The organism is Pseudomonas trutticola BRTCR10 (assembly GCF_056155105.1).
The window spans coordinates 2,273,281-2,295,866 of sequence record NZ_CM149552.1; the positions used below are offsets into that span (position 1 = coordinate 2,273,281).

Annotated in this window: 16 protein-coding genes and 4 tRNA genes; 19 read left to right on the forward strand and 1 reads right to left on the reverse strand. The window is 59.9% G+C overall.

Features of this window, described 5'->3' with window-relative positions; translation table 11 throughout:
• Positions 1–268 precede the first annotated feature (268 nt).
• The 18 genes from ACVVH8_RS10095 to ACVVH8_RS10180 all read left to right on the forward strand — a co-directional run bounded on the left by ACVVH8_RS10095 (position 269) and on the right by ACVVH8_RS10180 (position 19,882).
• Positions 269–1,279, forward strand: coding sequence for an aspartate-semialdehyde dehydrogenase (locus ACVVH8_RS10095; protein WP_475229807.1), 1,011 nt, complete (start codon positions 269–271; stop codon positions 1,277–1,279).
• Between the two features lie 208 nt (positions 1,280–1,487).
• Entirely contained in the window at positions 1,488–4,136 is a 2,649-nt protein-coding gene (locus ACVVH8_RS10100; RefSeq protein ID WP_475229810.1) for a motility hub landmark protein FimV, read from the forward strand.
• Positions 4,137–4,409: 273 nt separating this feature from the next.
• A complete protein-coding gene (truA, locus tag ACVVH8_RS10105) occupies positions 4,410–5,234 on the forward strand; it encodes a tRNA pseudouridine(38-40) synthase TruA (RefSeq protein WP_034152768.1) in 825 nt (274 codons plus the stop codon).
• Positions 5,235–5,299: 65 nt separating this feature from the next.
• Positions 5,300–5,926: a phosphoribosylanthranilate isomerase gene (locus ACVVH8_RS10110; RefSeq protein ID WP_103304866.1), complete on the forward strand. Its 627-nt coding sequence runs from the start codon at positions 5,300–5,302 to the stop codon at positions 5,924–5,926.
• Between the two features lie 204 nt (positions 5,927–6,130).
• The gene (gene accD, locus ACVVH8_RS10115) at positions 6,131–7,051 is read left to right on the forward strand and encodes an acetyl-CoA carboxylase, carboxyltransferase subunit beta (protein WP_103304867.1); all 921 of its coding nucleotides are present in this window, start codon (positions 6,131–6,133) and stop codon (positions 7,049–7,051) included.
• Positions 7,048–8,355 carry a bifunctional tetrahydrofolate synthase/dihydrofolate synthase gene (gene folC / locus ACVVH8_RS10120; protein WP_475229813.1) on the forward strand — a complete coding sequence of 436 codons (1,308 nt, stop codon included), beginning with the start codon at positions 7,048–7,050 and terminating at the stop codon, positions 8,353–8,355. Before accD ends, folC begins: the two co-directional genes overlap by 4 nt.
• Positions 8,339–8,995: an SPOR domain-containing protein gene (locus tag ACVVH8_RS10125; protein WP_103304869.1), complete on the forward strand. Its 657-nt coding sequence runs from the start codon at positions 8,339–8,341 to the stop codon at positions 8,993–8,995. Before folC ends, ACVVH8_RS10125 begins: the two co-directional genes overlap by 17 nt.
• A gap of 98 nt (positions 8,996–9,093) precedes the next feature.
• A complete protein-coding gene (locus tag ACVVH8_RS10130; protein WP_007913461.1) occupies positions 9,094–9,654 on the forward strand; it encodes a CvpA family protein in 561 nt (186 codons plus the stop codon).
• 41 nt (positions 9,655–9,695) lie between these two features.
• Entirely contained in the window at positions 9,696–11,201 is a 1,506-nt protein-coding gene (gene purF, locus ACVVH8_RS10135; protein WP_007956466.1) for an amidophosphoribosyltransferase, read from the forward strand.
• 73 nt (positions 11,202–11,274) lie between these two features.
• Positions 11,275–12,486 (forward strand): O-succinylhomoserine sulfhydrylase, encoded by a 1,212-nt coding sequence (locus ACVVH8_RS10140; protein WP_103304870.1) that lies wholly within the window; start codon positions 11,275–11,277, stop codon positions 12,484–12,486.
• Positions 12,483–13,259: an SDR family oxidoreductase gene (locus ACVVH8_RS10145; RefSeq protein ID WP_475229817.1), complete on the forward strand. Its 777-nt coding sequence runs from the start codon at positions 12,483–12,485 to the stop codon at positions 13,257–13,259. The genes ACVVH8_RS10140 and ACVVH8_RS10145 overlap by 4 nt, the downstream gene beginning before the upstream one ends.
• Positions 13,260–13,442: 183 nt before the next feature.
• Positions 13,443–13,518: transfer RNA gene (locus tag ACVVH8_RS10150), tRNA-Val, on the forward strand.
• 56 nt (positions 13,519–13,574) lie between these two features.
• A tRNA-Asp gene (locus tag ACVVH8_RS10155) sits at positions 13,575–13,651 on the forward strand.
• Between the two features lie 93 nt (positions 13,652–13,744).
• Positions 13,745–13,821: transfer RNA gene (locus ACVVH8_RS10160), tRNA-Asp, on the forward strand.
• A gap of 486 nt (positions 13,822–14,307) precedes the next feature.
• The gene (locus tag ACVVH8_RS10165; protein WP_103304873.1) at positions 14,308–17,139 is read left to right on the forward strand and encodes a xanthine dehydrogenase family protein molybdopterin-binding subunit; all 2,832 of its coding nucleotides are present in this window, start codon (positions 14,308–14,310) and stop codon (positions 17,137–17,139) included.
• The gene (locus ACVVH8_RS10170; RefSeq protein ID WP_201239061.1) at positions 17,132–17,671 is read left to right on the forward strand and encodes a (2Fe-2S)-binding protein; all 540 of its coding nucleotides are present in this window, start codon (positions 17,132–17,134) and stop codon (positions 17,669–17,671) included. Before ACVVH8_RS10165 ends, ACVVH8_RS10170 begins: the two co-directional genes overlap by 8 nt.
• Before the next feature lie 2 nt (positions 17,672–17,673).
• Positions 17,674–18,909, forward strand: a complete 1,236-nt coding sequence (locus tag ACVVH8_RS10175) for a c-type cytochrome (RefSeq protein ID WP_475229820.1) — start codon at positions 17,674–17,676, stop codon at positions 18,907–18,909.
• Position 18,910: 1 nt separating this feature from the next.
• Complete coding sequence (locus ACVVH8_RS10180) at positions 18,911–19,882, forward strand: XdhC family protein (protein ID WP_475229823.1); 972 nt, start codon at positions 18,911–18,913, stop codon at positions 19,880–19,882.
• 130 nt (positions 19,883–20,012) lie between these two features.
• Here the strand turns inward: ACVVH8_RS10180 and ACVVH8_RS10185 are convergent, their stop codons facing one another.
• On the reverse strand, positions 20,013–21,296 hold the full coding sequence (locus ACVVH8_RS10185) for an NAD(P)/FAD-dependent oxidoreductase (protein ID WP_103304877.1): 1,284 nt from the start codon (positions 21,294–21,296) through the stop codon (positions 20,013–20,015).
• 184 nt (positions 21,297–21,480) lie between these two features.
• Here ACVVH8_RS10185 and ACVVH8_RS10190 point away from each other — a divergent pair.
• A tRNA-Val gene (locus ACVVH8_RS10190) sits at positions 21,481–21,557 on the forward strand.
• Positions 21,558–22,586 lie beyond the last annotated feature (1,029 nt).

Genomic DNA, 22,586 nt, shown 5'->3' on the forward strand with positions numbered 1-22,586 from the left:
GAAGCAATGAGAGAGCCCGTGCCTTGTGAGAGGTGCGGGTTTTTTTATGCCTGGGATTCTCGGGTGCCTGTACAGGCCTCATCGCTGGCAAGCCAGCTCCCACAGTGATCGGTGTTTTCCACAGATTTTATGCACACCACAAAACCTGTGGGAGCTGGCTTGCCAGCGATGAGGCCAGTAGCTGCGGCACAAATCCCCGGCAGAAATTGCCTGTGCGCCAGTCACCCGGTAAAGTGCCGCTCCCCCCGTTTCGCCAGAGGCTCGCACCATGACCCAGACCCTAGATATTGCCGTGATCGGCGCCACCGGTACTGTCGGCGAAACCCTCGTACAGATTCTTGAAGAGCGCGACTTCCCGGTCGGCAATCTGCACCTGTTGGCCAGCAGCGAATCCGCCGGCAGTTCGGTGCTGTTCCGCAACAAGAACGTGCGTGTGCGTGAAGTCGACGAGTTCGATTTCAGCAAGGTCAAACTGGTGTTCTTCGCCGCCGGCCCGGCGATCACCCTGAGTTATGCCGCGCGTGCCCATGCCGCCGGGTGCTCGCTGATTGATCTGTCGGGTGCTTTGCCGGCCGATCAGGCGCCGCAAGTGGTGCCGGAAGCCAATGCCGATGTGCTCGCTGGTTTGAAAGCGCCGTTCCAGGTCAGCAGTCCAAGCCCGTCTGCCACCACGCTCGCCGTGGTGCTGGCGCCGTTGCTCGATCTGATCGACCTGCAATACGTCAACGTCACCGCCAATCTGGCCGTTTCCGCTCAGGGTCGCGAGGCCGTCACCGAGCTGGCGCGTCAGACTGCAGAGCTGCTGAACATGCGCCCACTGGAGCCGACATTCTTTGATCGGCAGATGGCCTTCAACCTGCTGGCTCAGGTCGGTACGCCTGACGCGCAAGGCCACACGCTGCTGGAAAAGCGTCTGGTGCGCGAGCTGCGCCAAGTGCTGGCGCAGCCTTTATTAAAGATTTCCGCAACTTGTGTTCAAGCCCCGGTGTTTTTTGGCGATAGCTTTAGCGTGACCTTGCAGTCAGCGCAGGCCGTCGACCTGGAAAAGGTCAACGCCGCACTGGAAGATGCACCCGGTATCGAGCTGGTCGAAGCCGGCGATTATCCGACCGCAGTCGGTGACGCGGTAGGGCAGGACGTTGTCTATGTCGGTCGGGTGCGCAGCGGTGTCGACGACCCGGCGGAACTTAATCTGTGGCTGACGTCAGATAACGTACGCAAAGGCGCCGCCCTTAACGCTGTGCAGGTGGCCGAATTGTTGATAAAAGACCTGCTGTAAAAGATACTTGGCAACAATTTGTCGACTGATTCTAGGTGAGCGCTATGCTTGCCCGCAGCACTCGATAACGTTTCACCCTCCGGGACTTTCCGGGGCATCAAAGAAATGATCGCGCGCGACATCTGTCGTCGTCGCGCGCAATGCCTTACGGCAGCGGTATTCAACATCTTCTCGCTGGCCGAGGAACGTTCAAACAAAGGATGAGGCTATGGTTCAAGTTCGCAAACTGGTGTTAGCAATAGCGGCCGCCTCGGCGCTGTCCTCCGGTATGGCGCATGCCCTCGGGCTCGGGGAGCTGACCCTGAAGTCGACCCTGAACCAGCCGCTGGTGGCTGAAATCGAGCTGCTCGACGTCAAGGATCTCACCGCTGCCGAAGTGGTGCCGAGCCTGGCTTCCCCTGAAGATTTCGCCAAGGCCGGCGTTGATCGCCAGGCCTTCCTCAACGATCTGACCTTTACCCCGGTGCTCAACGCCAGCGGCAAAAGCGTGCTGCGCGTCACGTCGAGCAAGCCGCTGTCGGAACCGATGGTCAAATTCCTCGTGCAGGTGATGTGGCCCAACGGCCGTCTGCTGCGCGATTACAGCGTGCTGCTGGATCCATCGAAGTTCTCGCCGCAGACCGCTGATGCGGCCGCGCAACCGGCGCCGTCGCAGACTATTGCCGCGCCGACCACGGGCGCCACGCACCCGACTCAATACACCACAACGCCACGCGACACCTTGTGGGAAATCGCCGCGAAGGCGCGTACCGGCGGTTCAGTGCAGCAGACCATGCTGGCAATTCAGGCGCTGAACCCCGATGCGTTTATCGGTGGCAACATCAACCGGCTGAAAACCGGTCAGGTGCTGCGTCTGCCCGATTCGGTGCAAAGCACTGCGCTGCCGCAAACCAAGGCAATCGCTGAAGTCGCGGCGCAGAACGAAGCCTGGCGTCAGGGCCGTCGTTACGTGGCCAAACCTGGCACCGGTCAGCAGCAGCTCGACGCGACCAATCGTGGTCGCGCCAACACCGGCGCCGCGCAGAACACCAGCGACAACCTGAGCCTGGTCTCTGCCGAAAGTGCCAAGGCGCGTGGCAAAGGCCCGGCGGGCGATGCCAAGGCGTTGAGCAACAAATTGGCAGTGACTCAGGAAAGCCTCGACACGACTCGTCGTGACAACGAGGAACTGAAAAGCCGCATGTCCGATCTGCAAAGCCAGTTGGATAAGCTGCAAAAACTGATCGAGCTGAAGAACAATCAACTGGCGAAGATGCAGGCTGAAGGGGCGGGCGCTGCGCCTGCTGCGAATGCCGCTGTTGCACCGGTTCCGGCGATCACCGCTGAACTGGCCGCAACACCGCCAGCAACGCCGGCAGAAGCGGCCTCGCCGACGCCAGAATCCGCCATTGCGCCGCCGGTCGATACACCCGCTGAAACGCCGGTGGTCGAGCCCAAGCCTGTGGTCGATGACGAGAAGACGTTCAACGAGCTGCTGACCAATCCGATCCTGCTGGGTCTGATCGGCGGCGGTGCAGTGGTTCTGCTGCTCTTGCTGTTGCTGCTGGCCCGTCGTCGCAAAGCCCAGCAGGAAGCCGAGAAGCATCTGCGCATGGCTCGCGCCCTGTCTGAAGAGCAAGAGTTCTCGGCTGAACAGGATCTGCCGGAAAGCAGCTTCGAGGGTCTGGAAACTCCGGCCGCCAGCGTCAAGCTCAATACGCCGGCTCCTGCTTCAACTCCAGCTCCGATCGTTACGCCAGTGGTCATGGCTGAACCGATTGCCGCGCCACTGGTGGCCCCGGCCGCCGAGCGCTCGGATGACGTGCTGGACAAGGCTCAGTCGCACATCAATGCCGGTCGCTTGAATCAGGCTGCTGCGCTGCTGGAAGAGGGCGTCAGCCTTGAGCCGCAGCGTAGCGATCTGCGCCTGAAGCTGATGGAAGTCTACGGTCAGCAAGGCGATCGCGATGCGTTCGTCGGTCAAGAGCGTCAACTGGTTGCCAACGGCGACAACTTCGCCAAGGTCGAAGAGCTGAAAAGCCGCTTCCCGGCCATGGCTGTTGTGGCCGCTGCCGGTCTGGCTGCCGCTGCTGTCGCTGCCGAGCTGGACGCACAGTACGTCAAGGACTTGCTGCTGGATGAGCCGGAAGTAGCGGAGCCCGCTCCGGCGCCGGTCGAAGATGATCTGGACAGCGCGTTCGACCTGAGTCTGGACGATCTCGACAACATCACCCCGGTCACCCCTGAGCCCGTGGTCGAGCCGCAAGCGCCAGTCGAGCTGGACGAGTTCCCGTCGGACGATGACCTGAGCTTCGAATCGGTGCTGCAACAGCAGACCGAGATCAAAGAAAATCTTGACGATCTGTCGGACTTCGACCTGGATCTGGACCTCGGTGCCGAGCCGGCTCCAGCGGTTGATCTGGCGGACGATGACTTCCTGCTGGATCTGGACGAAGGTGTTAAGGATCTGCCGCCAGTCGAGCCGCCGGTCGTCGCTGACGTGCCGCAGGATGATCTGGAGCTGCCGGCCGACTTCGATCTGTCGCTGGCCGACGAAATGGACAGCAATCCTGCGGCTGAACCTGATGCGTTCGCTTCTGAACTGGATGACGTCAACGCTGAGCTGGATCGTCTGTCGCAAAGCATCGCCGAGCCGACCTTCACCGAAGCCGATGCGGCTATCGGTGATGATCTGGGCGAAGACGATTTTGACTTCCTTGCGGGTACTGACGAAGCCGCCACCAAGCTCGATCTGGCCCAGGCCTACATCGACATGGGCGACAACGACGGCGCGCGCGACATCCTCAACGAAGTGTTGACCGAGGGTGACGAGAAGCAGCGTGGCGAAGCCAAGGAAATGCTTTCGAATCTGGCTTGATTCAGCGGTAACAAAAAAACGGCAGCCATTGAGGCTGCCGTTTTTGTTTGGGCTGGATGCTGTTTTGCCTGAGCTATCGCAATCGCTGGCAAGCCAGCTCCCACAGTTTTGGCGGCGCACGCAATTTCCGTGGGAGCTGGCTTGCCAGCGATGGCGCCAGATCAGACGACAGAGAACTCTCTGGCATCCACTGACCACGGCCCTATAATGCTCGCCTTTGCAAAAACAGCAGGCTGTCTCACCTTGGCAAACATAGATAACCCGGCCGCCGAAATGGCGCCCGACGGCTTTTACCGCGTCGCGCTTGGCGTTGAATACAAAGGCTCGCGCTACAGCGGCTGGCAGCGTCAGTTGACCGGCGTGGCCACGGTGCAGGAAGAGCTCGAGAAAGCCTTGTCGAAAGTCGCCAACTCGCCGGTCTCGCTGCAGTGCGCCGGGCGTACCGACGCTGGTGTGCACGCCTGCGGCCAAGTGGTGCATTTCGATACAACGGTTGATCGTTCGCTGAAAGCCTGGGTCATGGGTGCCAATATCAATTTGCCCCACGACATCAGCGTCAGTTGGGCGCGAGTGATGCCGGCGCATTTTCATGCTCGGTTCAAGGCCATCGCCCGGCGTTATCGCTACGTGATCTACAACGATCAGATTCGTCCGGCGCACCTCAACGAAGAAATCACCTGGAACCACCGCCCGCTGGATGTCGAGCGCATGGCCGAGGCCGCGCAATATCTGATCGGGACCCATGATTTCAGCGCCTTCCGTGCCGGTCAGTGCCAGGCCAAGTCACCGATCAAGAAGATGCACCACCTGCGCGTGACCCGCCACGGCAAGATGATCGTGCTCGATATTCGCGCCAACGCCTTCCTGCATCACATGGTGCGTAACATCGCCGGCGTGCTGATGACCATTGGTGCCGGCGAGCGACCGGTCGAGTGGATGAAAGAGGTGCTGGAGAGTCGCGAGCGCCGCTCCGGGGGTGTAACAGCGCATCCTTACGGGTTGTATCTGGTGCAGGTCGAGTATCACGACGAATTCCCGTTGCCCGAGCGTTTTATCGGGCCACATTTCCTTACGGGTTTCTCCGAACTTGACGGCTGACGCCCTCGAACGCTTTTGTTACCATCCGGGACTTTCCCGGATTTTACCTTGGAGTTTTTCTCGACATGTCAGCCGTTCGCAGCAAGATCTGCGGGATTACCCGCATAGAAGATGCGCTGGCAGCCGTCGAAGCCGGGGCTGATGCGATCGGGTTCGTGTTCTACGCCAAGAGTCCGCGTGCGGTAAACGTGCAGCAGGTGCGAGCGATCATCAAGGCGTTGCCGCCGTTTGTGACTACGGTGGGCCTGTTCGTCAACGCCAGTCGCTGTGAGTTGGGCGAGATTCTCGATGCCGTGCCACTGGATCTGTTGCAGTTCCACGGTGATGAATCGGCAGAGGAGTGCGAAGGCTGGCATCGTCCGTACATCAAGGCGCTGCGAGTCAAGGCCGGCGATGACATCGCTGCGTCCGTCGATGCATACCCAAGCGCCAGTGGCGTGCTGCTCGACACTTATGTCGAAGGCGTGCCCGGCGGAACCGGCGAGGCCTTCGACTGGTCTTTGATTCCGCAAGGTTTGAGCAAGCCATTGATTCTGGCGGGCGGTCTGACCCCGGAAAATGTCGCAGACGCTGTGGCCCGGGTGAAACCCTACGCCGTCGACGTCAGTGGCGGGGTAGAAGCGAGTAAAGGCATCAAGGATCACGTGAAGGTTCGGGCGTTCATCGACGCCGTACGCAAAGCTCCATATTGATGTGACGGCTGGCAGTCTGCCGCCGTCCATCAATGCACTTGCACAAAGCAGGCGCGGCTGAGGGTTTGTGAGCAGTACGCAGGTCATGTTTCGCGCTGACCGTGGCTGTTCACCCATCATCGCCACACACATGAATTTAGCTGAAGGGCATACGCGGGGCTGCGAACCAGAGCGTTCGGGCCGCCGGTACTGGAGAAAGAAAGCATGAGCAACTGGTTAGTAGACAAACTGATCCCTTCGATCATGCGTTCGGAGGTCAAGAAGAGCTCGGTGCCTGAAGGTCTGTGGCACAAATGCCCGTCCTGCGAGGCTGTGCTGTACCGTCCGGAGCTGGAAAAGACCCTGGATGTTTGCCCAAAGTGCAACCACCACATGCGCATCGGCGCACGTGCACGCATCGACATCTTCCTCGATGCCGAGGGTCGCAACGAACTGGGCGCCGATCTGGAGCCGGTTGACCGTCTGAAATTCCGCGACGGCAAGAAGTACAAGGATCGCCTGACCGCTGCCCAGAAGCAGACCGGCGAGAAAGATGCGCTGATCTCCGTCAGCGGCACTCTGCTGGGTATGCCGGTGGTGGTTTCAGCGTTCGAATTCAGCTTCATGGGCGGTTCCATGGGCGCCATCGTCGGCGAGCGCTTCGTTCGCGCTGCCAACTACGCGCTGGAAAATCGTTGCCCGATGATCTGCTTCGCCGCTTCCGGCGGTGCGCGCATGCAGGAAGCCCTGATCTCGCTGATGCAGATGGCCAAGACTTCGGCTGTGCTGGCGCGCCTGCGTGAAGAAGGCATTCCGTTCATCTCCGTGCTGACCGACCCGGTCTACGGTGGTGTTTCCGCCAGTCTGGCGATGCTCGGTGACGTGATCGTCGGTGAGCCGAAAGCCCTGATCGGCTTCGCTGGTCCGCGTGTGATCGAGCAGACCGTTCGCGAAAAACTGCCGGAAGGCTTCCAGCGCAGCGAGTTCCTGCTGGAACACGGTGCGATCGACATGATCATCCATCGTCAGGAGCTGCGTCCGCGCCTGGGTAACCTGCTGGCACAAATGACCGGCAAGCCGACGCCGAAATTCGTCGCCGCGCCGATCGAGCCGATCGTCGTTCCACCGGTGCCTGCCAACGTATGATCGAGCGCACCCTTGGCGAGTGGCTCGCCTACCTGGAGCAGTTGCATCCGTCCGCCATCGACATGGGCCTGGAGCGTTCGCAACAGGTAGCGTCCCGCATGGGGCTGGGCCAGCCGGCGCCTCGGGTGATTACGGTCACCGGCACCAACGGCAAGGGTTCGACCTGCGCGTTCGTGGCTTCATTGCTGCGCGCGCAGGGCCTGAGCGTTGGTGTCTACAATTCCCCGCACCTGCTGCGTTATAACGAGCGGGTGCAGCTCAATGGCGTCGAAGCCACTGACGCGCAGCTGTGCGAAGCCTTTGCTGCGGTCGAGGCCGGGCGCGGCGAAACCTCCCTGACTTACTTCGAAATGGGCACCCTGGCGGCGTTCTGGCTTTTCCAGCAAGCCGGACTTGACGCCGTGGTGCTGGAAGTCGGTCTGGGTGGGCGTCTGGACACGGTCAACGTGGTCGATGCCGATATCGCACTGGTTACCAGCATCGGTGTTGATCACGCCGATTATCTGGGTGATACCCGTGAATCCGTGGCTTTCGAGAAAGCCGGGATTTTCCGCCATGGCAAACCGGCCTTGTGTGGTGACCTCAATCCTCCGCAACCGTTGCTCGACAAGGCGCGGGAACTGGCTTGCCCGTTCTTCCTGCGCGGGCGTGATTTCGATCTCGGTATCACCGATCAACATTGGCAGTGGCGCGGTATCGACGCGCAGGGTCAGGTTGTCGAGCTGCACGATTTGCCGCTGCTCGATCTGCCGATGGAAAACGCCGCGCTAGCGTTGCAGGCCTATCTGTTACTCGATTTGCCATGGGAGGCGCAACAGATTATTGCGGCTCTGCAGGGGACTCGCGTAGTCGGACGTCTGGATCGCCGTTCGTTCGAATTCGAAGGCAAGCGCCTGAACCTGCTGCTGGATGTGGGTCATAACCCGCACGCGGCGGAGTATCTGGCCCGCCGTCTGGCCTCGCGACCGCCGGTCGGCAAGCGTCTGGCGGTGTTTGGTCTGCTGGCGGACAAGGATCTGGATGGTGTTGTCGGCGAATTGAATGCTAGTGTCGAGCACTGGGCCGTAGCGCCGCTGGATTCGCCGCGCGCTCGTCCGGTTGCAGAATTAGACGCTGCATTGCAGAACCTTGGCGCATCGGTCACGTCTTACGACAGTGTTGCCGCCGCTCTGGAAGGGCAGTGTGCAGTCGCAACCAGTGACGACGAGATTCTGTTGTTCGGATCATTTTATTGTGTCGCCGAGGCCCTTGAATGGTTGGCCCGGCGCTCCACGGAGGAAGCGGCAAATGGCTTTGCTGGATAAAGCGTACAAGCAGCGCATGGTCGGTGCCCTGGTGCTGGTGGCGCTGGCGGTGATCTTCCTGCCAATGCTGTTTTCCCGCCAGGATGAGCAGCGTCAGGTGACTGTCGATGCGCCCGCCGCGCCGCACGCACCTGTCGTGCCGCAAGTGCAGATGGAAACCGTGGCCGTTCCCGAGCCGCAGGCCTTGCCGCAAGAGCCGGTGCCGACGGATGAAGACGTCGCAGAAGACACTGCGCCTGCTGTCCCGGTTGCTCCGACGCCAGCGCCCGCTGCCCCCATCGCCATCGTCAAGCCTGCAGCGCCGCCTGCGGTGGCCAAGCCGATTCCGGCGCCTGCGCAGCCTATCGCCGCTGCATCGTCCAGGCCTGACACCACGCAAAGTCGCGTCGATGCCAACGGTCTGTCGGTCAGCTGGTCGGTGCAACTGGCCAGCCTGTCGAGTCGCGCCAGTGCTGAAAGCCTGCAGAAAACCCTGCGCAGCCAGGGTTATAACGCCTACATCCGTTCTGCCGATGGCAAGAACCGGGTGTTCGTTGGTCCACTGATCGAGCGCGCCGAAGCCGATCGTCTGCGTGATCTGTTGGGTCGTCAGCAGAACCTCAAGGGTTTTGTCGTGCGCTTCCAGCCCGAGCGCGGCTGAAAACTATCACTTCGATTGAAATGCACTGAAAATCGCAGCTTACCGACAGCCATGCGCTCTGCTAAAATGCGCCGCCTTATCCGTCTGTAGGCTGCACTGTGCCATTTACCTGGGTTGACTGGGCGATCGTTGCAATCATCGCCATCTCCGCTTTGATCAGTTTGAGCCGCGGCTTCGTCAAGGAAGCATTATCGCTGGTGACCTGGATCATCGCAGGAGTCGTCGCCTGGATGTTCGGTGGCTCACTGTCCGAGTACCTCGCCGGATACATCGAAACCCCATCGGCTCGCGTGATCGCGGGCTGTGCCATCATGTTTGTCGCCACACTGATCGTGGGCGCAATGATCAATTATCTTATCGGCGAGTTGGTTCGCGTCACCGGGTTGTCCGGGACCGATCGATTCCTCGGCATGGCCTTCGGCGCTGCGCGTGGCGTGTTGCTGGTGGTCGTGGCGGTCGGGCTGTTGAGCCTGGGGCCGGTACAGCAGGACGGGTGGTGGAAAGAATCACAGCTCGTGCCAAAGTTTCTATTGGTCGCCGACTGGTCCAAAAACCTGATTCTCGGGTGGAGCAGTCAGTGGCTTGCCAGCGGAATCAGCGTACCCGCTGATATTCCGTTCAAGGAGCAACTCTTGCCGTCGGCCAAAACGCCTCAGTGAGTGTTGTTCAGTTCAGATCCATTAAGTAGGGGTTGCGTCGCATGTGTGGCATCGTCGGTATCGTCGGTAAGTCGAACGTCAATCAGGCGCTGTATGACGCGCTAACCGTGCTCCAGCACCGCGGCCAGGACGCTGCCGGTATCGTGACCAGCCATGATGGCCGGTTGTTCCTGCGCAAGGACAATGGCCTGGTGCGTGACGTGTTCCAGCAGCGTCACATGCAGCGTCTGGTCGGCCACATGGGTATCGGTCACGTCCGTTACCCGACCGCGGGCAGCTCGACTTCGGCCGAAGCCCAACCGTTTTACGTCAACTCGCCTTACGGCATTACCCTGGCGCACAACGGTAACCTGACCAACGTTGAACAGTTGGCCAAAGAGATCTATGAATCCGATCTGCGTCACGTCAACACCAGTTCCGACTCGGAAGTGCTGCTCAACGTGTTCGCCCACGAGCTGGCTCAGCGCGGCAAGCTGCAGCCGACCGAAGAAGACGTGTTTGCCGCCGTGACCGACGTGCACAACCGTTGCGTCGGTGGTTATGCGGTAGTGGCCATGGTCACCGGTTACGGCATCGTCGGTTTCCGCGACCCGCACGGCATCCGCCCGATCGTTTTCGGCCAGCGTCACACCGACGAAGGCGTCGAGTACATGATCGCCTCGGAAAGCGTTTCGCTGGACGTGCTCGGTTTCACCCTGATTCGCGACCTGGCACCGGGCGAAGCGGTCTACATCACTGAAGACGGCAAGCTGCACACCCGTCAGTGCGCGACCAATCCGTCCCTGACTCCATGCATCTTCGAACACGTCTACCTGGCGCGTCCGGATTCGATCATCGACGGCGTGTCGGTCTACAAGGCCCGTCTGCGCATGGGTGAGAAGCTCGCCGAGAAGATCCTGCGCGAGCGTCCGGAACACGACATCGACGTGGTCATCCCGATTCCGGACACCAGCCGCACCGCAGCGCTGGAGCTGGCCAACCATCTGGGCGTGAAATTCCGCGAAGGTTTCGTCAAGAACCGTTACATCGGCCGGACCTTCATCATGCCGGGCCAGGCCGCTCGCAAAAAGTCGGTACGCCAGAAGCTCAACGCCATCGAGCTGGAATTCCGCGGCAAGAACGTGATGCTGGTCGACGACTCGATCGTACGCGGCACCACTTGCAAGCAGATCATCCAGATGGCCCGTGAAGCCGGCGCGAAAAACGTCTACTTCTGCTCGGCGGCTCCGGCTGTACGCTTCCCGAACGTCTACGGCATCGACATGCCGAGCGCTCACGAACTGATCGCGCACAATCGTTCGACTCAGGACGTGGCGGATCTGATCGGCGCTGACTGGCTGATCTATCAGGACTTGCCTGACTTGATCGAAGCGGTGGGTGGCGGCAAGATCAAGATCGAGAACTTCGATTGCGCAGTGTTCGATGGCAAGTACGTCACCGGCGACGTCGACGAGGCTTACCTGAACAAGATCGAACAGGCACGCAACGATGCCTCGAAGGTCAAGACCCAAGCGGTCAGTGCGATCATCGATCTGTACAACAATTGAGTGATTACCGGCCCTGAGGGGCCGGTTTTGTATCTGACTTTTATTTTTCGAGAACAGGGCAAGGAGTGACAGCATGAGTCAGGAATGGGATGCCGGTCGGCTGGACAGCGACCTCGAAGGCGTAGCGTTCGATACCCTGGCCGTACGTGCCGGTCAGCACCGTACGCCGGAAGGCGAGCACGGTGATCCGATGTTCTTCACCTCCAGCTACGTGTTCCGCACCGCCGCCGATGCGGCCGCACGGTTCGCCGGCGAAGTGCCGGGCAACGTTTACTCGCGTTACACCAACCCGACCGTGCGTGCGTTCGAAGAGCGCATTGCCGCGTTGGAAAGCGCCGAGCAGGCGGTTGCTACCGCCACTGGCATGGCCGCGATCATGGCGGTAGTGATGAGCCTGTGCAGCGCCGGCGATCACGTGCTGGTCTCGCGCAGCGTGTTCGGTTCGACCATCAGCCTGTTCGAGAAGTACTTCAAGCGTTTCGGTGTGGAAGTCGATTACGTGCCTTTGGCCGATCTGTCAGGTTGGGATGCGGCAATCAAATCCAACACCAAACTGCTCTTTGTCGAGTCGCCTTCCAATCCGCTGGCTGAATTGGTGGACATCACCGCGCTGGCAGAAATCGCTCACGCCAAAGGCGCGATGCTGGTGGTCGACAACTGCTTCTGCACGCCTGCGTTGCAGCAGCCGCTGAAAATGGGCGCGGACATCGTTGTGCACTCGGCAACCAAGTTCATCGACGGCCAGGGCCGTTGCATGGGCGGCGTGGTGGCCGGTCGTAGCGAGCAGATGAAAGAAATTGTCGGTTTCCTGCGCACCGCCGGCCCGACCCTGAGCCCGTTCAATGCGTGGATCTTCCTCAAGGGTCTGGAAACCCTGAACCTGCGGATGAAGGCGCACTGCGCCAACGCTCAGCAACTGGCCGAATGGCTGGAGCAGCAGGACGGTATCGAGAAAGTGCACTACGCCGGCCTCAAGAGCCATCCGCAGCATGAACTGGCCCAGCGTCAGCAGAAAGGCTTCGGTGCCGTGGTGAGCTTTGAGGTCAAGGGCGGCAAAGAGGGCGCCTGGCGCTTTATCGATGCGACTCGTCTGATTTCGATCACCGCCAACCTCGGCGACAGCAAAACCACCATCACCCACCCGAGCACCACATCCCACGGTCGTCTGGCGCCTCAGGAGCGTGAAGCGGCGGGCATTCGCGACAGCCTGATCCGAATCGCGGTCGGTCTGGAAGACGTCGCCGACCTGCAAGCCGATCTGGCGCGCGGTCTGGCAGCGCTGTGATCGAGTTGTCCACTCCGAAAGCGGCTACCCATGGTCGCGTTGCACTGGTCACGGGTGCTGCGCGCGGTATCGGTCTGGGGATTGCGGCGTGGCTGATCAGCGAAGGCTGGCAGGTGGTGCTGACGGATCTGGATCGTGCGCGCGGGTCGAAAGTGGCGAAGGTGCTGGGCGAAAACGCCTGGTTCATCGCCATGGATGTGGCGGATGAGGGGCAGGTCGCGCTTGGCGTGGCCGAAGTGCTGGGGCAGTTTGGTCGTCTCGATGCGTTGGTGTGCAACGCAGCCGTGGCCGATCCGCATAACATCACTCTGGAAAGCCTTGATCTGGCTTACTGGAATCGAGTGCTGGCGGTGAACCTCAGTGGCCCGATGTTGCTCGCCAAGCACTGTGCGCCTTATCTGCGGGCGCACAACGGGTCGATCGTCAATCTGGCGTCGACTCGGGCCGGGCAGTCGGAGCCGGATACCGAGGCTTATGCAGCGAGCAAGGGTGGATTGTTGGCGCTGACGCATGCGTTGGCGATCAGTCTCGGGCCGGAGATTCGCGTCAATGCGGTCAGTCCGGGCTGGATCGATGCGCGGGATCCGTCGGCGCGTCGTGCCGAGCCACTGGCGGATACCGATCATGCTCAGCATCCGGCGGGCAGGGTAGGGACGGTCGAGGACGTGGCGGCGATGGTGGCGTGGTTGTTGTCGCGCAATGCCGGGTTTGTCACCGGGCAGGAGTTCGTCGTTGACGGCGGCATGACCAAGAAGATGATTTACAAGCAGTGAGAGCCAGCTGCAAGCGTCGAGCTGCAAGTTGAAGCGAGATCGCGGTGTCTCTGCTTTGGATGTTTATGCTTTTGCTTGCAGCTTGAGACTTGCCGCTAAAAACTGTTTTTGAAAAAAACTTCAATCCTGCTATTGACTTAGGTTCGCTACCTGCGTAAATTTCGCGGCCTCGGAGATGCAAACGGGTGATTAGCTCAGCTGGGAGAGCGTCTGCCTTACAAGCAGAATGTCGGCGGTTCGATCCCGTCATCACCCACCACTCCCCGAGATACTTGCGTAAGCAAGAGCGTAGGCTGAAAGTGCCTGCACCGACGCGCAGCGGTAGTTCAGTCGGTTAGAATACCGGCCTGTCACGCCGGGGGTCGCGGGTTCGAGTCCCGTCCGCTGCGCCATATTTTACGAGTCAGACTTGTCTGGCTCGCGATTGCAAAGCACCGAAGCTTTCAATCAAAACGAGTTACTTGAGCGCAAGCTCAAAGCGATACGCAGCGGTAGTTCAGTCGGTTAGAATACCGGCCTGTCACGCCGGGGGTCGCGGGTTCGAGTCCCGTCCGCTGCGCCATATCTGCTTCAAGGACCACTGAACGCCTTGAAGCACCGAAGTCAGCTTCGCTGAGTCGGATCCGATAGCAAAGACCCTGGTCGAAAGACCGGGGTTTTTTGTGTCTGAAATTTGGCTTTTCCTCTTTTCCTCCCTCCTTAATCCAGCGCAAATCTCTGTGGGAGCGAGCCTGCTCGCGAAGGCGTCGGCACGTTCAAAATCAGTATTGGCTGGAAGAACGGTTTCGCGAGCAGGCTCGCTCCCACAAGGGGGTCGATATGTTCAGCGATCTGCTGCGGTGCCACGTCGCATTGATTTTTTGATTCTTTAGTCAAATTTTTGTAACTGGTTGTTTGCTGCGAGCCCAGAAACCTTTAAAGTTAACCTTTCGGTCAGCTTTGCACTGTCAACACAGCTCTTTGCTTCGCCAGAAAGAGCTTCTGCAAGACTCGAGATTCCCAGTAGATAACCAGAAGGGCGGACGTATAACCGCCCAGAGGATGATCCATGTCCAACCGTGAAATATCCCGGCGCTCGTTCCTCCAGGGCGGGCTGGTGGCGGGTGTGAGCGTCACGCTCACGCCGCTCAGCAGTCAGGCGCTGGCTGCCTTGATGGAAAACAGCGTCACCGTGCCGTCCGAGAAGTGGCTCGGCAACAACGGCAAGGCGCGCCAGCGTAACGATGCCTTGTCGAAGGTCTGCGGCAGCAAGGTGTTTGCCCGCGACATCCGTTCCAAGGACATGCCGGGCTGGCCCGAGCAGCAAGGCCACGCCATGTTGCTGAAAACCATCAAGGCCGATCGTATCTACGACGGCTACGATTTGTCGTGGCTCGGCGCCGACTTGCAACCTGACCGCATCGTCACCGCTGCAGACCTGGACAAGGACGGTATCGTCTTCCCGGAGGAACACGCGCCGGACCCATTGCTGCCGGTCGGCAAAGTGCCGATGTTTATCGGTCACCCGGTGGCGATCCTGATCTGGAATGACTTCGAGCGTTTCCGTCAGGCCAAGAACAAACTCAAATTCAACGACAAAGCGATTCGTTACGGTGCCCAAGTGCCGTACTACGAAGGCGACCCGTATGGCAGCTTCCGCTACGTGCGCGTGGGTGGCCCGACCTCGGCCGACGAAGATGAGTTCGCCAGCCTCAAGGACTCGATCCTGTTCCCGATGCTGAAAAACCGTCGTCCGGTGTGGAATTCCCAGCCGAACCTGCACGGCAACCTGACCGAGCGCGGTTTGTTCTACGCCGACCGCATGAAGAAAGAGATCGACACGCCGCCGGACAACTGGCTGGTGTTCGACGAGCGCTACAAGACCCCGTCGATCGAACCGGCCGCGATGGAGCCGGACAACGGCAACGGCTGGTACGACCCAGCGACCAAAACCCTGCACTTCGTCGTGGCCACTCAGTGCCCATTGGAAGCGGCGACCGAGACCGCGAAAATGATCGCGCCGTCGCGCTTCGGCCTGGCCAATCTGAACATGCACCCGGGTTACACCGTGGGTTACGGATCCAAAGACCACAACATCTTTGTCTATTACGCAGCCCTCGCGGCGCTGTATGGCGCCGGTGTACCGATTCGCCTGGCGAACGACCGCTACGAGCAATTCCAGAGTGGTATCAAGCGTCACCCGTTCGACATCCGCTACCAGTTGGCCGTGGACAAGAACGATTACAGCTTCAAGATCTTCCGCGCAGAAATGAGCGTCGACGGTGGTGGCCGGATCAACTACAGCCCGTCGGTAGCCGCCGTTGGTGCCACGGCTGCGCAGTCGATCTACTACATGCCGCAGAACGATCTGCAAGTCACTGCTTACCACTCGCGTGGTGTTGAAGCCGGCTCGATGCGCGGCTACGGCACTCTGCAAAGCATGGCGTCGACCGAAATGATGGTCGACGAAATCGCCAATCGTCTGGGGGTCGACGCGATCGACCTGCGCCGCAAGAACGCCCTGCGTTCCGGCATGAAAAACACCCAGGGCGCGATCCCGGCCGGTGCGTTGCGCCTGCACGAGATCCTCGACAAAGCCTCGGTGCACGAAGTCTGGAAGAACCGCGACGCGATCAAGAAACAGCGCGAAGCCGCCGACCCGGACAACTGGTACGGCGTCGGTTTTGCCATCTGCCAGAAAGACTTCGGCACCGGTTCCGAAGCGCCGATGGCCAGCATCGAGTTCACCGCTGAAGGTCGCATCAGCCTGCGCCACATCGGTATCGAGATCGGCACCGGCATGTCCACTTCGCAAGCCTTGGTGGTCGCCGATTTCCTCGGCAACCCGGCGCACGAAGTGAAGACCGGCGAAACCGAATGGAAGGAAATGCAGCTGATCACCAGCGGCAACCCTTACATCATGACTCAGGCCGAACAGGACAACCTGCTGCGCAACCCGCGCTGGGTCGGCAAATTGGCTTCGGCCTCGTCGGCGACCAACTCGGCCTACTACTTCAGCCACGCCACCCGTGAAGCGGCGCGTGTGTTGTTCAACCACGGCTTGTGGCCGGCGGCGCTGGAGATCTGGCGTCAGGGTCCGTTCGGTGGCCAGGCCAACCCTTACGTGGTGCGTCGCGAAGATGCGCATTGGGTCGACGGCAAACTCACCGCCAACGGCATGCAGCCGCTGAGCTTCGAAGAATTGGCCAAGCGTGCTCACGAGCGCGGTCTGGTCACCGCTGCCACGGTGCACGGTTTCAACCGTTGGAGCTGGGCTGAGGCCGAATACAGCATCGACGGCGTGAAAGAGCGTCTGCCGCTCGACGGTCTGGCGGTGAAGTACGGCGATGGCGCACCAAAAGCCAAGCAAGCGCTGATGAGCACTGCCGGTTTCCACCTGCTCGATCGCCAGAACATCAGCTATCCAGCCACTCAGCTGAACAACGCTGCCGTGACTTACTACAGCCCGGTCGCGACGCTGGTCGAACTGAAGGTCAACAAAGGCTCGGCGGAAGTCGAAGTGCTCAACCACCATTCGTGGGTCGAGTGCGGCCGTGTGCTGGTCGAAGAGCTGGTCAAGGGTCAGATGGAAGGCGGTATCGCCATGGGCATCGGTCACGCCTTGATGGAAGAAATGCCGCTGTACGAAGGCGGACCGGGGGAGGGTGACTGGAACTTCAACCGTTATCGCCTGCCGATGGCGCGCCACGTTGCGGTGTGGAAACAGACGTCGGAGATTCTCCCGGCGCTGTCGCCAAGCGACCCGTCCAAAGGCATCGCCGAAGTGGTGATGATCCCGATCGTCGGTGCCATCGGTAACGCCGTGGCGCACGCCATCGGTAAACGTGTTCGCGATCTGCCTATCACTGCTACGCGCATCAAGGAGGCCCTCAATGGCTAACCGTCCGCTTCAACTGACCCTCAATGGTCAATCCGTCGGCCCGGTGGACATCCCTGATGACCTGCCGATGATCGACTACCTGCACGAATACAAGAACCTCACCGGTTCGCGCCTGGGCTGCGGCCAAGGCATCTGCCACGCCTGTGTGGTGATCGTCGATAACCCTGACGGCACCAGCGAAGAAGTGCGCACCTGCATCACCGGCGCGCATTACTTCGAAGGCAAGAAAGTCCGCACCATCGAAGGTCATGCAAGCCGCGATGAGCAGGGCCAGGTCACCGAGCTGAACCCGATCCAGCAACGCTTCGTCGACGAATTCGCTTTCCAGTGCAGCTACTGCGCGCCGGGCTTCGTCAACGCCGCGACCGTGCTGGTGGAAAAGCTGCAACGCCAGCCGATCGTCAAAAGCAAACTGGAACAAGTCATCGAGGACAGCCTCGGCCACCACGTCTGCCGTTGCACCGGGTACGTGCGTTATTACAACGCCACCCGCAACGTGCTGACCGATCTCGGCCTGGTCAAGGAGGGTTAAGCATGAAGCTATTACTGACCCGCCTGACCCTGGCGGTCGGGCTGGCTGCGCCGCTGGTATTTGCTCACGCTGATGATCAGGTCAAGCGCGGCGAGTATCTCGCTCGCGCGGCTGACTGCATGGCTTGCCATACCGCTCCGGGTGGCGCGCCATTTGCGGGTGGTCTGCCGATCGTGTCGCCGTTCGGCACGATCTACGGCACCAACATCACCCCGAGCAAAGAACACGGTATCGGTTTGTATAACGATGACGAGTTCTTCGCTGCGCTGACCGAAGGCAAGCGTCGCGATGGCGCGAACCTCTATCCGGCGATGCCGTATACCTCGTATCACCTGATGCCGCGTGCAGATTCGGATGCGATCCATGCGTACCTGAAAACCATCGAGCCGATCGAGCGCCCAGCCCCGGTCACCAGCCTGAGCTTTCCGTTCAACGTGCGTCCGGGCCTGATCGGCTGGAACATCATGTACGGCAAAGCGTTGAAACTGGAGCCGGCGGAAGGCAAAAGCGACGCCTGGAAACGCGGCCAGTACATGGTCGAAGTCCTCGGCCACTGCGGTGAATGCCACACGCCACGCGGCCTGCCGGGCGCGATGCAGTTGGATAAACGCCTCACTGGCGGCATTCTCAATGGTTATCTGGCACCAAGCCTTCTGGCCACCGATCTGGCCGCTCGCGGCTGGAATGAGCAGGATCTGAGCACGTTCCTCAAGCACGGCATGAGTGCGCAGGGGACGATGTTCAACGAGATGTTCCCGGTGTTCCACAACAGCACTCAGGGCCTGAACGATACCGATCTGGCAGCGATGGCAACTTTCCTGCTCGGCGATAAACCGCCGGCAGCCAAAGAACTCGTCGAAGTGCCCGTGGACAAGCTCAGCGCGAGTGCCCAGCGCGGCCGTCAGGAATACTTGAACGTCTGCGCCGGTTGCCACGCCGCCGGTGGCGAAGGCAAACCGCATATCGCCGTGGCCATGCGCGGCAACACCACGCTGCGCCTGGAAGATCCGCGCAACCTGCTGCGGGTGATCGAGGACGGTATCGGCGAACAGAAGTTCGCAGGCTTCGAGCACATGCAACCAATGCCGGGTTTTGCCGACAAGCTCAGTCCTGAACAGCTGACAGATCTGCTCAACTACCTGCGTCAGGGGTGGGGTGGCCAGTCTGCCGAGTTGGCGGTGAGCGAGGTGCAAAAGTTGCAGGCTGACGCACCGTCCATCGAGCACAAGGCGCACTGACATGCAGCATCTCGATCTACAGGTTGTGCGACGGGCGTTGGAGTGGTCGGTGGCGGGGCAGCGCATCTGGCTCTGCACTGTGCTGACCACCTACGGCTCGGCGCCGCGTGCGCCGGGTTCGCTGCTGGCGGTGAACGACGGCGGGCAGTGGATCGGGTCGCTGTCGGGTGGTTGCGTCGAAGAAGATTTTCTCGAGCGCGTTGCCGAAGGTGCGTTTCTCGATGCGGTCAACGTGGTGCGTTATGGGGAAGGCGATGATCCGCGCTCGCGGGTCAGCCTGCCCTGTGGCGGCATCCTCGATGTGCTGGTTGAGAAATTTGACGCTGATTGTGATGTTCAGGCGCATCTGCGTGAACTGGAGTCGGCGCTGCTCGGTCAGCGTCGCTTGATCCGTGAGGTTGATCTGGCCAGTGGTGCGCGCATTCTGTTCACTGATCGTGAGCAGGGGGCGCGCATCGAACGTGAGATCGATCGGGTGCGCATTCGTGTCGGTGCGGCGCAACGCTTGTTGCTCGCCGGGTACTCCAGTGTGGCGCAGGCGTGTGCGGAGTTTGCCGTCGGCCTCGGGTTTGAAGTGATTCTCTGCGATCCGCGCGATGAGGTGCTCGAAGGTGTGGTGCTCAATGGCGTGGAGGTGCGTCGGCAATTGCCTTCGGTATTTATTGCCGACGGTGGCTGCCATCGCGACACGGCGGTGGTGGCGCTGACCCACGATCCGCGCATCGACGATCTGGCGATGATGGAGGCGGTGCGTACCGAAGCGTTCTACATTGGCGTGATGGGCTCACAGCAAACATCGCAGAAGCGCTTCGAGCGTCTGCGGCGGATTGGTGGTCTGGGGGAGGGCGAGCTGGCGCGGATTCATGCGCCGATCGGACTGAACCTTGGCAGCAAAACGCCTGCGGAAATCGCCTTGGCGGTGCTGGCCGACATCCTGCGGATTCGTAGCGGGATTGCCCGGGACCAACTCTGATACGGGCGTATATATCTACTTGTGGCGAGGGGATTTATCCCCGATGGACTGCGCAGCAGTCCCTTCTTTAAGGGGGCGCTGCGCGACCCATCGGAGATAAATCCCCTCGCCACAGTTGTTTCACTGTCAGTCAGAAACCGAGTTTATCCCGCAACCCGTAATACCAGGCCCCCAGCGCGGCAAACGGCGTCCGCAACATCTGTCCACCCGGGAACGGGTAATGCGGTAAATCAGCAAACGCATCAAAGCGCTCAGCCTGCCCGCGCAATGCCTCGGCCAGCACCTTGCCAGCCAGATGCGTGTACGTCACGCCATGACCACTGCAACCCTGCGAGTAATAGATGTTGTCGCCCAGCCTTCCAACCTGTGGCAAACGCGACAGCGTCAGCAGGAAATTTCCGGTCCAGGCGTAATCAATCTTCACATCCTTCAACTGCGGAAACGCCTTGAGCATTTTCGGGCGGATGATCGCTTCAATGTTTGCCGGATCCCGCGCGCCATACACCACGCCGCCGCCGAAGATCAGACGCTTGTCGCCCGTCAGACGGTAGTAGTCGAGCAGGTAATTGCAGTCTTCGACGCAATAATCCTGCGGCAGCAACGTCTTGGCCAACTCATCACCCAGCGGTTCGGTGGTGATCACCTGCGTGCCGCACGGCATCGATTTGGCCGCCAGTTCCGGCACCAGATTGCCCAGGTAGGCGTTGCCGGCGACGATGATGAACTTGGCCCTGACCTTGCCTTGTGGCGTGTGCACCACCGGATTGGCCCCGCGCTCAATGCGCACGGCAGGCGATTGCTCATAGATAGTGCCGCCGAGGGATTCAACCGCCGCCGCTTCGCCAAGCGCCAGGTTCAGCGGATGAATATGCCCGCCGCTCATGTCGAGCATGCCGCCGACGTACTGATCGCACGCCACGACTTCGCGAATGCGGCGTTGGTCGAGCAATTCAAGCTGCGTATGACCGAAGCGCTCCCACAGGCGTTTCTGCGACTCCAGGTGACCCATCTGCTTGGCCGTGATGGCGGCGAAAACGCCGCCATCCTTCAGATCGCACTGGATGTTGTACTTGGCCACACGCTCACGAATGATCCGGCCGCCTTCAAAAGCCATCTGTCCGAGCAGTTGCGCTTGCTTCGGGCCGACGCTGCGCTCGATCACATCGATATCGCGGCTATAGCTGTTGACGATCTGACCGCCATTGCGACCCGATGCACCGAAGCCGACCTTGGCCGCTTCCAGCACGGTCACGCGAAAACCGTTCTCCAGCAGAAACAGCGCAGAGGACAGCCCGGTATACCCGGCGCCAATCACACAGACATCCGTCTCCACATCATCCTGCAAGGCCGGACGTGGCGGTACGGCGTTGGCCGACGCCGCGTAGTAAGACTCTGGGTAGGGGGTGTTCGCCATCCTGCAGCCTCTGTTTAATATATTTTACGAGTGCGCCGATCCTACCCGAGTTGAAAAACCTCCGCCAGCCACCGGAAAAATCTTCTTCGCTGGCCCGAAATTAAATATTTTGCATATTCATAGGGTTAGGTGAAAAAAAGGTGTTGACACCCCTCCGGAATTCCGTAGAATGCCGCCTCACAGCAGGCACGTAGCTCAGTTGGTTAGAGCACCACCTTGACATGGTGGGGGTCGTTGGTTCGAGTCCAATCGCGCCTACCAAACAAAATCCGCTCTGCTGGGCGGTGTGAAGGGGAATCCGAAAGGGTTCCCCTTTTTCTTTGCCTAAGAAAACGTTCACAAATTATAGGCTTCGTTCACACAAGGCAATGTGAACGTGGATTCTCGCCTGCCTCTGTTCACAGTCAGAATTGTGAACGACTCTCCCTAACCTATTGATACGTATGGCTCTAGCACTTTCTTGTCTAGGTGGTGGTACGTTCGCAAGCTCACTCCCTTGCCCGTTGTTCGTCCCTCACAAGGGCAGGCTTCTAACCAACTGAGCTACGTGCCTGCTGTGAGGCGATAGACGCCTATCGGCCACGCTCTACATCCCAACGCTGTGTGTTGAATCATGGACGCCTTGGATGAGCCTGTAGAAATTCCTGTGAGGGTTTCTTTAACGGGGTGGGGAAGGGGGTTGGGGGTGGGGTGCTTATGTATGCAATGTCGCTTGTGAATTTCTAGCCCAAATGGTTGTTTTCGGTCAGACACGCTGTGGTGGGAGCAGAGCGAATCCTACTCCCGGTCTATCATCAAGCGTGTTGCGTGAGCTTCCAGGTTACAGCTTTGTTGCCGTAAGGGGGAAAGCGGTTCCCTTTTGCGATCGGTGCAGTAGTGGTAGGTGTTCCGACGACCTTCCAAATTCCGCTTTCTGGACAGCTCTGACCGGTGGTCCCTGTAGTGCCAATTGGTGCCTTAGCCATTTGTTTGCTCCATATTTTCTGAAATGGCAATCTCATGATTGCTGTCAAAGCGTAGTCAATGATTTCATTTTGGCATCAGGCGTAAGCTAGGATTATTGGACGATCTGTAAGGATTAACTTCAGATGAGATGGATAGCAGCGTCGATATTGTTTTCAGCGGTACTGATGTCATACGCCATCACCCTTCCTTACCGGGAATGCGTCAATGGGTTTGTCGCTCAGAATGGTGGTGACAGTTCGGTTAGTGCAAAGAGAATGGCAGCGATTACTTGCAAAATTAAAGGCTAAGCCTTGACCGCCAGTTACGAACCGAGATAAAAACCAT